The 10349-nt window shown below is 72.5% G+C and carries 11 protein-coding genes and 1 pseudogene; 9 read left to right on the top strand and 3 right to left on the bottom strand.

The annotated features are described in order from the left end of the window. Positions 1–154 precede the first annotated feature (154 nt). From JM949_RS29270 to JM949_RS29260, 3 genes are read right to left on the bottom strand one after another with little or no spacing between them, the layout of a single operon-like run. Positions 155–1378, bottom strand: a complete 1224-nt coding sequence (locus JM949_RS29270; protein ID WP_203151387.1) for a dihydrofolate reductase family protein — start codon at positions 1376–1378, stop codon at positions 155–157. Beyond that, the gene (locus JM949_RS29265; RefSeq protein WP_203151386.1) at positions 1375–1650 is read right to left on the bottom strand and encodes a hypothetical protein; all 276 of its coding nucleotides are present in this window, start codon (positions 1648–1650) and stop codon (positions 1375–1377) included. The genes JM949_RS29270 and JM949_RS29265 overlap by 4 nt, the downstream gene beginning before the upstream one ends. After that, positions 1647–2414 (bottom strand): GntR family transcriptional regulator, encoded by a 768-nt coding sequence (locus JM949_RS29260; protein WP_203151385.1) that lies wholly within the window; start codon positions 2412–2414, stop codon positions 1647–1649. The genes JM949_RS29265 and JM949_RS29260 overlap by 4 nt, the downstream gene beginning before the upstream one ends. Before the next feature lie 190 nt (positions 2415–2604). Here JM949_RS29260 and JM949_RS29255 point away from each other — a divergent pair, with 190 nt between their 5' ends. The 9 genes and pseudogenes from JM949_RS29255 to JM949_RS29220 form a co-directional block, all read left to right on the top strand. Next, positions 2605–2919: a hypothetical protein gene (locus tag JM949_RS29255; protein ID WP_203151384.1), complete on the top strand. Its 315-nt coding sequence runs from the start codon at positions 2605–2607 to the stop codon at positions 2917–2919. Then, on the top strand, positions 2916–3428 hold the full coding sequence (locus tag JM949_RS29250; protein WP_203151383.1) for a hypothetical protein: 513 nt from the start codon (positions 2916–2918) through the stop codon (positions 3426–3428). Before JM949_RS29255 ends, JM949_RS29250 begins: the two co-directional genes overlap by 4 nt. After that, complete coding sequence (locus tag JM949_RS29245) at positions 3428–3664, top strand: hypothetical protein (RefSeq protein ID WP_203151382.1); 237 nt, start codon at positions 3428–3430, stop codon at positions 3662–3664. The genes JM949_RS29250 and JM949_RS29245 overlap by 1 nt, the downstream gene beginning before the upstream one ends. Next, a complete protein-coding gene (locus tag JM949_RS29240; RefSeq protein ID WP_203151381.1) occupies positions 3664–4059 on the top strand; it encodes an RRQRL motif-containing zinc-binding protein in 396 nt (131 codons plus the stop codon). Before JM949_RS29245 ends, JM949_RS29240 begins: the two co-directional genes overlap by 1 nt. Then, complete coding sequence (locus JM949_RS37940) at positions 4056–5171, top strand: DUF2637 domain-containing protein (protein ID WP_238434092.1); 1116 nt, start codon at positions 4056–4058, stop codon at positions 5169–5171. Before JM949_RS29240 ends, JM949_RS37940 begins: the two co-directional genes overlap by 4 nt. Before the next feature lie 277 nt (positions 5172–5448). Further along, the gene (locus JM949_RS37935) at positions 5449–5916 is read left to right on the top strand and encodes a hypothetical protein (protein ID WP_238434091.1); all 468 of its coding nucleotides are present in this window, start codon (positions 5449–5451) and stop codon (positions 5914–5916) included. 52 nt (positions 5917–5968) lie between these two features. Continuing rightward, on the top strand, positions 5969–7558 hold the full coding sequence (locus tag JM949_RS29230; RefSeq protein WP_203151380.1) for a hypothetical protein: 1590 nt from the start codon (positions 5969–5971) through the stop codon (positions 7556–7558). A 98-nt stretch (positions 7559–7656) separates the two neighbouring features. Further along, the gene (locus JM949_RS29225; RefSeq protein ID WP_203151379.1) at positions 7657–9909 is read left to right on the top strand and encodes a hypothetical protein; all 2253 of its coding nucleotides are present in this window, start codon (positions 7657–7659) and stop codon (positions 9907–9909) included. 126 nt (positions 9910–10035) lie between these two features. Continuing rightward, positions 10036–10349: pseudogene (locus JM949_RS29220) on the top strand (hypothetical protein); the annotation flags it as partial.

Here is a 10349-nt window from a genome sequence, read left to right as displayed (position 1 = left end):
GTATGAGATGTGTGAAACACCTGGTCATGACGCTGTCCTCATACAGGTGTGAGGTTTCACATGCCTCTTACTTATGGTCAGCCGACCTGAATGCGAGCGGCCCTCGGCGAGATGCCGAGGGCCGCTGGTGGCATTGCTGCCAGCACGAAGGGTGCTATCTGGGCAGGCGGAGATATCGGAGGAAGAGGTTGCCTCGCTCATCGATCAGGGATCGCTGGAGCTGCCAGTCGTCTGTGGCCGGTACTGGGCCTGACGGGCCGGTGGTGATGCGAGGCCCGGGTACGGCCAGGAGCTGCGGAGTGATCGTCATGCAGATGTCGTCGAGCAGGCCGGCTCGCGCCATTCCGCCGGCGAGTGACGGGCCCTCGCAGATGAACCGTTGGTGGCCTCGGCTGCGGAGCTGCTGCACGGCCAGCGCCAGGTCGACGTCGGTCTCGCCGGCGACCACCAGGTCGGCACGCTCGGCGAGAGCGGGGTCGATGCTGGCCGCCGATGCTGCGGGAGTGATGACGATCGGGCGGGGCGGCACGTGGCGGCCGGGGTGGCGCTGGAACAGCGGTCCGGCGAGGTCAAGGTCGAGAGATCGGCTGACCACGGCAACGGTCGGGTACGGCGCCAGGCCCATCGAGCGACGGCGCGCGATCTGCAGGGCGGAGAGCGGCGTGGGCCCGTACTGCTCGGCGCGGACGGTGCCTGCCCCTACGAGCAGCACGTCGGCGTCTCGCTTGACCGCCTGGTAAACGCGCTGGTCACCAGGGCTGGACAGCGCAGCGCTGGTCCCGTTTAGCGCCGCCAGTCCGTCGATGCTGGTCACGGCCAGCAGCCGCACGTATCCGGCGTCGGCGGCGAGGCGGTCGTGCAACTCGTCGTCATCGAGGTCGACCAGCCCAGGCTTCGGCCACATGTCGCGGATGCGGGCACCGGCGGTCGGAGCAGCCCACCCGGCCAGCCGCCATGTCAACTCAGCGAGCTGCTCGGCGAGGCCGTCGAGAGCCTGCCCGCCGAGGTTCGCGCCGGCGACGGATCGCGCGGGAGATGACCGCTGGCTCTCCACCAGGTACTCCACACCGGAGCGGTCCATGGCGTAGAGGACGTGCTGGTCGCCGGTCTCGAAGGCGACGCCAACGGCGTCGACGCCCAGGTCCCGCTGCACGTCGACGAGCCCGCGGTGGCGGCGGCACTTGTCGATCCACTGGTCCACCAGGTCGGCGGCGGTCTGGGAGCCGATGCCGCTAGCCAGCGTGGTGGGGACGGCGGGCTGTGGCGGTCGGTGCGTGATCGTCAGGAGCCGTGGCGGCCGACCCCAGGTCCACGTGCTGCTGAGGTGACCGAGTGCCGACAGGATCGCCGGATCTCCCTGCTTGTTGTCGAGCGTCATGGCTGACCGTCCGTGCTGCTGGAGAGCTGCTGTGCCGCTGCGGCGCGCTGGAAGCGGGTGCCGCGCCAGCGATAGAGATTGCGCGAGTAGATGAGGACGAAGGCGATCGACAGGGCGATCATCCCGGGCTGCGTGGTGGCCAGGCCGTAGGTGATCCACACAGCCTGACTGGCGATGCCGTAGATCCATCCCACCCGGGGGTTGTGGCCGCTGATCCAGAGTCCGACGATCGACGCTGCGGCGGCGATCCACGACCAGGTTGCCGGGCTCACCGATCGCCCTCGGTGAGGTTGACGTCGATCTCGTACGCCACCCGGTCACCCGGCACGATCGCCGTCGACACCTCGACCGGCTCGCACCCTCGGTAGAGGGTCCGCCAGTGCTCGAAGACCGACGTGCCGCCGGGAATGGCCAGCTCGGCTACCTCGGCAGCGGATGGCACGCGGGACTCGAACCCGAGCTTCGCGCGGTCGACAGCGATCCCGCCCGCCATCAGATGAGCGATCGTGCCCACGCCCGGACGCTCGTCGTCGGGGCTGTTGAGGCCGATGCGCTGCGCGGTCTCCGCCGGAAGGTAAGACCGCGCCACCTGGTGCGGGGCACCCTCAACGACGTACCGAAACGTCCGCACCAGGAGCCTGTGCTCCGCGTCGATGTCCAGCAGCCGTGCGATCTGCTCTGAGGCCATGACGTAGGCGTAGGTGATATCGACCTTGGCATCTGTGCCGGTCATCGCCTCGAACAGGCCCGCCTGAACGTCAGCCCCCCGGCGAGCTGCCGCGTACTCCATGCGCAGGCCCGCGAGCAGGTCACGCCGCACCACCTGGCGGCGACGGACGTAGATGCCCGACCCGTGCACCACGGTCAGCAGCCCCTCAGCGACCAACTCCTTCAGGGCTCGGTCGAGCGCGGAGCGCGATCGCGTCTCGTAGATGGCCATGAGGTCGGCCAGTCGCGGCAGGCGATCGCCGGGCAAGTACTTGCCGGACTGAATCTGATTGCGCAGATCAACGGCGATCTCGGCGCCTCTGCTCACAGCTCTCAACGCCAGCCTCCCAAAGAGTCCCCGGGAGAGTTGTTGACTCCCCTGGCCTACAGGGTGACACTAGCAGTGTCCCCGGGACAATCCCCTACGAGGGTTCGTTCAGAAACGGGACAACGCCCGGCGCTACGAACACCGGGCGTCGCCATACGCGGGTCGCTGACCTTGGGAAGGAGCACGACCCATGAGCATTGTCCACCACAGCAAGGGAGCCGCTGTCGCACCACCGACCGTGGCACCCACCCTCGAACTGCAGAGCATCGGTGACCCGTGGGAGCGGGCACGCGCCGCCTCCCGCGCGGCGGATCAGCTGCACGATGCTCGCCGCGCGGCCCTCAAGATTCGACTCGCCGCAGTGCGCGAGCTCGTCGAGGGCCGCCGCATTCCCGCCAGCGTCGTCGGCCGGTTCCTCGGCATCACCGGCGGCCGCATCTGCCAGATGCTCGCCGGCGGACGCACGAACAACAGCGCCGCAACCGGGTCGGAGGTGACCCGATGAAGGCGGCCACGACCACAACGAAGGCTCTGGACCTGGCCGCCGCGCTGGCGCAGTACCGCGCGGGCCTCCCGGCTCTGCCGGACGTCGAGCTGGAGCGGCGGGCCGCCGAGGTGGCGGCGCTGCCGGGCTGGTACGCCGGCGAGCTGCGCCGGATGCTCGACGTAGAGCGTGAGTCCCGCCGGACGGCTGACCGGCCGGTTGCGCCGACCGGGTCGCGAGCGCTGCGGGTCGCCGCCGGCGCGGTCGCCGCGGGGACCCCGGCCGCGGTGCTGGCCGGTCGAGCCCTCGCCCAGTACGCCGATCAGGTGCCGCAGGTGCTGCGGTACTCCCCGGCCGTCGCGGTCGGCCTGGTGGCCGCCGCCGCCGGCGCGAGCTGGGCAGCCCGATGGATCGACGACCGCCGCCACCCCTTGGCCGTCGACGTCGACGAGGCCGACCTCAACCCCCTCGGCCAGGAGCTGCTCGCGAAGGTGCGGGCGGCCCGGCAGGCGCGCGGGGAGGCGTGCTGATGGCCGAGCTGCTCGTGAAGGTGCGCCTGGACTGGACCGCGCCGGGCCACTACGACCGTGACAGGTCGCTGCCCTGCCGGGTCTGCCACACCAACACCAAGATGCGCGACAACCGGGGCGCGGCGTGCCACCAGTCGTGCGCGGAGGACGAGATCGCCCGCGAGCTGCTCGGCGCCGGCAAGGCGCTGATCACCGATGAGCGGGTGCTGCGCGACAGCGGGCGGGGGCAGCGGTGATGGCCCGGATCCGCGCGACGTACTGGGACCCCGAGGGCGACACCTTCGGCATCCCGACGTTCTGGTGGCGGGGTGCCCCGGCCGGCTACGCCACCGCGCGCCAGCTCCGGGCGAAGGGCCTACGCCCGGGTGGCCAGCCGATCGCGGCGCAGGTCATGTGGCGCGGGGTAGGCGGCGAGCGGGTGGCCTACCTCTACAAGGTCGACCAGGCGGCGGCCAAGCGCACCGCCACGGCGGCGCAGCTCACCGCGATCGGCAAGGCCCTGGCAGCCCGCCGCACCTGCCGCACCTGCGGCGTAGAGCAGCCCTACTACATCCCGCGCTCCCTCGGGGAGTGCCTGGACTGCGCGCCAGCGATGGCAGCGGGATCGATGAGCACGGAGGTGACGCGATGACGACGTTGCAGAACGGGCCGGACCTGGCCCAGCTCGCCGCGACCGATCACAAGGTGGCCCGCAACCTGGCCACCGCCGAGCGGGAGCGCCAGGCGACGCAGGCGCGGATCGCGTCGGACGACGCCGCCACCGAGCGGCGGCTGCGGTTGCAGGAGGGTCAGCTGCGCCTAGCGGCGCAGAAGGACGCCGACCGTGACAACCGGGCCGAACGACGCCGCCAGCAGCGCGAGACCGAACGCTCGGCGCGCAAGGCTCGCCGGCAGGCCCGGCGGGCGGAGCTGGCGGGCTGGTACGCCGGCCGGGTCGCCTACGTGCGCGACAACGCCGCGGCGGTCTACTCCGGACTGATCTACGGCCTGGCCGTGTCCGGTGCGGTGTACGGGCAGGTCGACGCGGCCCGGTCCAACGGCCTGCCCACCCCGATCGGGGTGATCGCGGCGGTGGCCATCGAGGGCACCGGCCTGGCGATGGCGCTGACCGCACAGCACCAACGGCTCAACGGCGAGCGGGCGATGACGGCGCGGGCGCTGATCTGGATCTGCACGGCGGCCGCGGTGGCCATCAACGCGATCGGACACCACGCCGACCCGGTCAAGGCCATCGGGCTCAGCGCTCTGAGCGCGCTCGGGATCATCGTCTACGAGGTCCGCTCCGGAGCGAAGCACCGCCCGGTGCTGCGCGAGAAGGGCATGATCCCGGACCCGCCGGAGCGGTTCGGGTGGCGGCGCTGGCTGACCTACCCGCGGCAGACCCGCGAGGCGTGGAAGGCCGACGTGCGCGACCGGCTCTCCCCCGGTGCCGCGGCGCTGATCGCCCGGACCGAGGCCCGGCGGGTCGAGCAGCGCCGCCAGGCCGCGATCGAGGCGGAGCGGGAGCGGCAGCAGAAGGTGGTGGCCGAGGTCGCCGCCGGTGCCCGCAAGGCGGTGCGCAAGGCCACCGGCAAGGACTCCGGCGCGGTTCTGGCGGCCCTGGCGCGGCTGGCGGCCACCGGCACCCCGGCGCCGCTTCTGGCGCTGCCCTCACCGGACCGGGTCGCGGTCGAGGCGGCCCGCGCCGACGCGACGACGCCCGCCGGGCGCAGGCGGAAGCGGAAGCACGCGCGGCGATGCTGAGGCGCGGGCGGAAGCGGAAGCGGGACAGCGGGCGGAAGCGGAAGCAGTCGCCGCGACGGCGGTGCGCCAGGCGGAAGCGGAAGCACGCGCGGCGATCGACCGGGCGGAAGCGGAAGCAACCCGCCGGGCGCGGGCGGAAGCGGAAGCAGCGACCGCGACCCGCCGGGCGGAAGCGGAAGCACAGAACGCCGCGATCGCCCGCCGGGCGGAAGCGGAAGCACGGAGCGCTTTGGAGCGGGCGCTGGCGGAAGCGGAAACGGCACGGGCCGAGGCTCGCGTGGAGACCGGTCGCGCCGCTCGCACGCAGGGGCAGCTCGACGCCGCCGGCGTTGAGTGGCAGCACCGCCTCCAGGCGGCCGAGACGGCCCTGGGTCAGGCCCGCCGGGAGCTGAGCGAGCAGCAGCACGCTCGCCACCGCGCGGAGGCCCTGGTCGAGGCCGCGCGTCAGGAGGCCGCTGACCTGCGGACCGCCCTGGCCCAGGCCGCCGCCGACGCCGGTCGCAGGCCCCGCCGCACCCCGGCCGGGTCGTCGACCAAGCCGGCGGAGCCGGTGCTGTTCGAGGGTGCTCCGGTCCCGCACGTCGACCGGGTCAGCCCGGAGACCGTCCGGGCGGTGCTCCAGGCCCGCAAGGACCACCCCGACGCCACCCAGAAGGACCTCGCCGTGAAGGTCCCCACCTCGGAGCGGACCGTTCGCACGGTCCTCACCGCCGTCGCCGCCACGAAGGACGGCCCCGCCTCATAACAGCTCATAACTCTGGTGCGTGAGCAGCCAAAACGAAGGGAGGGAACACGCGATGCGCAACGAGACAACGGCCCCGACGATCGAGGGCGAGCAGGTGGAGATGGCGGTGCCGGCTCCGGATCTGTCGGTGATGGCCACCGAGCAGCCGGCGGCGGAGTCGCCGAAGGACGAGAAGGCCACGCCGCAGGAGTTGGCGGACACGACGCCGGCGTCGGTGGGTCTGGTGGTCGCCCTGGTGGTGATCTCGATTGTCGCCGCCGTGGTGGTGGCGATGTGGATGGTGTCGCCGCTGATGGCGCTGCTGCTGGGTGCCGGGCTGATCGTGGTCGCGGTGCTGGCCGGCGCCGGGTGGCTGGCCTGGCGCAAGTTCACGCGCCGGGAGAAGCGGGACAAGCGCGACCGCTCGGCTCGCGACCGCGCCGGCCGCAGCGACCGGCCCGGCGCGGGGAGGTCCACCAACGGCGGCGGTGGCAAGTCCCCCAACGGCCGTGGTGACAAGTCGGGCAAGGGCCTGTGGCCGTTCAGCCGCAACAAGACCCCTGGTGGCGGGAAGGCCCCGGCTGGCGCGAAGACGCCCGGTGCGAAGCCGACCGGCGACGGTGGTGGCGGCGGGAAGAAGCCCGGCGGCGACAAGTCGGGCAAGGGCCTGTGGCCGTTCAGCCGCAACAAGACCCCTGGCGGCGGGAAGGCCCCGGCTGGTGCGAAGACGCCTGGTGCGAAGCCCTCCGGCGACGGTGGCGGCGGGAAGAAGCCCGGCAAGGGCCTGTGGCCGTTCAGCCGCAACAAGGCCCCGGGTGGCGGCGGGAAGGCCCCCAACGGCGGCGGCAAGCCCACGACCAGCGGGAAGGCCCCCAACGGCGGTGGGAAGCCGACCCCCAACGGCGGCGGGAAGCCCAGCGCCGACGCGGGGCGCAAGAGCAAGGCGGCGGGCGGGGCGGCGCTGCTGGGGCTGCTGGGGCTGGCCCGGGCGGCGAGGAAAGCCAAGGCCACGGACGGCAAGACCACGGACGGCAAGACCCCGACGGGCGAGCCGGTCGGCAAAAACGACCCGGCGACGAAGGGGCAGGCGCGGCCTGCTCCGGGCGGGCACCGGCCGGAGACGGTGATCGACGTCGACCTGGACGACATCACCGCCCCGCCGCGCCGGTCGCGCAGCTCATCGGGCGGGTCGACGTCGCACTCGGCGCCGTACAGCGCGCCGTTCTTTGACCCCGGATCCACCGCTGGCAGCGAGTGGGGGACCCGGTCGGCACCAACGCCGCTGCACAACACCCCTGTTTCCAACCACCTTGGAGGACCAGAGATGAGCACCCAGACCAGCACCACCGACGCTGACCAGGAAGCGATGCGGGTGGCGAACCGCTACGCCGGCATGGTCCAGAAGGCGGAGACCTTGGCCGGTCGGGCGCGTGCCTGCCGCGACGCCGCGGACCAGTACCGGCGTGACGCCCGGGAGAACCAGGAGAGCGCCGAGAACCACAAGATGGCCAGCCGCACGATCCGTGACGCCAACGTGGCCCACGAGCACGCCGTTTCGGCGCGTGACGCGGAGGCGGAGGCGGCGCGGGAGATTCTCGCGGCTCGCTACTACGAGGCGCAGGCCGAGGAGTACGAGGCGCAGGCCCGCTCGATCGGTTTCTGAGCCGAACACCCGCGCGGGGGCCGCGCCGCACCTGGTGCGGCCCCCGCACCCCACGAACCGAGCACGACCAGGCAGAACGCAGAACGAGGGAGGACGTCGTGACGAAGCGGCGAGCACAAGTAGGCATCGAGTGGAAGACGTTCTGGGCTGTGGTCGCGCCGTTCATCTCGGCGGTGTGGGTGGCGGTGTGGCTGATCACCGGCTCTCCGGTGTGGATCGCCGGGCTGGCCACGGCGGTGCTGGCGGCGGCAGCCGCGTTCGGCGCCCGGCTGCTGGTCCGGATCTCCCCCATGTTCAGCCGCCTGAACTCGGCGGCGAAGTCGAGGGTGGTGGGGTGGCTGGTCGCGGCGGTCACCGTCTACGCCGCCTGGTCGACCCTCACCGTGACGGTCCCGGACCTGTGGCCGGTGTGGGCGCTACTCCTGCCGGCGCTGGGTGGCAGCACCTGGGTGATGGCGCGGGCCCACGAGTACCTGCTGCGGTACGCGCCGCCGCCGTCGCAGCCTGCGGCGATGACCGCGCTGAGCGCCACCGCGCACGCCCAGCTCGCGCTGAGCGCCGAGGACCTGAGCGGCCCCCGCGACGGTGAGCCGCACCTGGCGTGGCTGCTGCGCCTGGCGGTACGCCGCGCCGGGCTGGAGTGGCTGCGCATCTCCAACCCGGCGCTGGTCGGCCCGGCCGATCGGCCATTCGGCGCGAAGGTCGAGGCGTGGGCGCCGATCGAGCTGCGCCGCGTCGTCAACGGCAAGGTCCGCATCGAGCAGGCCCCCCAACTCGATGACCACGACGCCCGGCGGATCGCCCTGGCGCTGCGTGACATCACCCGCCGCGACATCGCCCCGGACTGGGTGAGCGTCAAAGAGGACCCGGGCCGGGTTGGCGTCTACACGATCCAGGCCAACACCGAGGACGTGATGAAGCGGATCCGCCCCTACACCGAGCGCGTCGACGAGCTGGTCGACGCCGCCGGCCGGCCGATCTGGCGTCGCCTGGCCGACCCCTCCTACGCGCTGTGGGGCATGGACGGGATGCCGATCGGTGTCGACGTCGGCCGCCACGCTTGGATTCTCGGCGCGTCCACCGGCGGTAAGAGCGCCTTCCTGCACCGGGAGTGGGCGGACGTGACCCGCTGCGAGGACACCCTGATCTGGGTGGCTGGCACCCAAAAACTTTACGACCTGGTCGGGCAGTGGCTGGAGCCCTACCTCGACACCGGTGTGCGGCCGCCGCTGGACTGGGTGCGCGCTGACGCCGAGGGCGTGCTGCAGATGCTCATCGCCGTGATGGACGTCGCCCGCTGGCGCCAGGACCAGCCGTTCTCCGTCCGCCACAACTTCCAGAAGATCATGGTCTACATCGACGAGGGCAGCTTCGCGCTGACCACGAAGAACAAGCTCAACTACCAGGGGGCCGAGGTCACCGCCGGCGACATGTACGCCAAGTGCACCCAGGCGGTCGCCTCCGCCGGGATCTACCTGGTCGTGGCCACGCAGCGCGGGGTGCACCACGCGTTCGGCGACGCCGGCGGCGACGCCAGCGCGAACATCGGCCGGGAGATCGTGCTCATGTCCGGTGACGAGCAGGAGGCCGGCCGGGTCACCGGCAACTACAAGCTTCCCCCGCTGCGCCACCGCGGCGAGTGCTACGCCCGCCTCGGCGACGGCGAGCCGGTCCGGGCGAAGATCGAGTACGTCCAATCCTGCGACCCCAGCAAGCCGGTGCTGCACGACGGCCCGAAGGTCGACGAGGTCTCCTGGAACCGGCGTCACCACCAGCGGGAGCTGGACGCCGGTTCGGCGCGGGCGGCCGGGCGCGTCTACGCCAGCCGGCACCAGTACGTCACCGACGACTACCTGGCCGACCTGCGCAGCGCCCGCGCCAGCGGCAAGAAGACGCGGACCAACACACCGGAGCGCGACGCCGAGCAGGCGATGGCCTCCGCCGTCAGCTCGATCTTCAGCCGGCTCGGCGGACGGCCGATGACCGCGCCGACCACCCCCACCGCCGCCGTTGCCGCACCGGCCGCCAGCGAAGCGCCGGCCGGGGACTCGGTGGAGCCGACGCCGCTGGCCGGCTACCGCACCCGCGCCGACCGGGTCGAGGCAGCGGTGCGCCACATCTGGCGCACCACCAGCACCCCGGCCGGACCGCGCGACATCCTCGCCGCGCTGCACGACGCCGGCGACACCTCGGCCACCTCGCAGCTGGTCGCCAACGCGCTGACCCAACTCGCCCAGCAGAGCCGGGTGGTGCGGCCGCAGACCCCCGACGGGCGGGAGGCGACCGGGCAGTACCTGCCGCCTGAGGCCGCCACCACCACCGCCACGACGGTCACTGCCAGTAATTCATAACGCCTCATAACCCGGGTGCCCCCTCCCCCCTGCGAGGGGCCCCTATGCAGGCACCGACCCCCCTCCCCCGCCGCTGTTATGAACCCCGTCTGTTAGGTCACCGTCCGTAAAGGAGAACCGTCCGCCATGTCCCCCAGAGTCGCTGAACTCGAAGCCCAGATCCGCCGCCTGACCCGCCAGCGCGACGCACAGCCGGCCGACACCCTCTACGCGCTGACCCACCAACAGCGCATCGACGAGCTGTCCGTCGAGCTGATCGCCTGGAAGCTCGACGGCGCCCAGATGCACGCCGCCGAGAACGCCATCCGCGCCGCCGGCCGCCGCCGCCAGCGCGCCCACACCGGACGCCGCCGGTGGCCTGCGGTGGCCGGCGTCAGCGGTGTGCTCGGCAGCGTGGCCACCGCCGGGCACCTCGCGCCGCACGCCGGCGGCCCGGCCCG

Source organism: Micromonospora tarensis (assembly GCF_016803395.1).
GTDB lineage: Bacteria > Actinomycetota > Actinomycetes > Mycobacteriales > Micromonosporaceae > Micromonospora > Micromonospora tarensis.
Note: the sequence above shows the minus strand (reverse complement) of the source record. Positions and strands in the feature narration are given on the sequence as shown.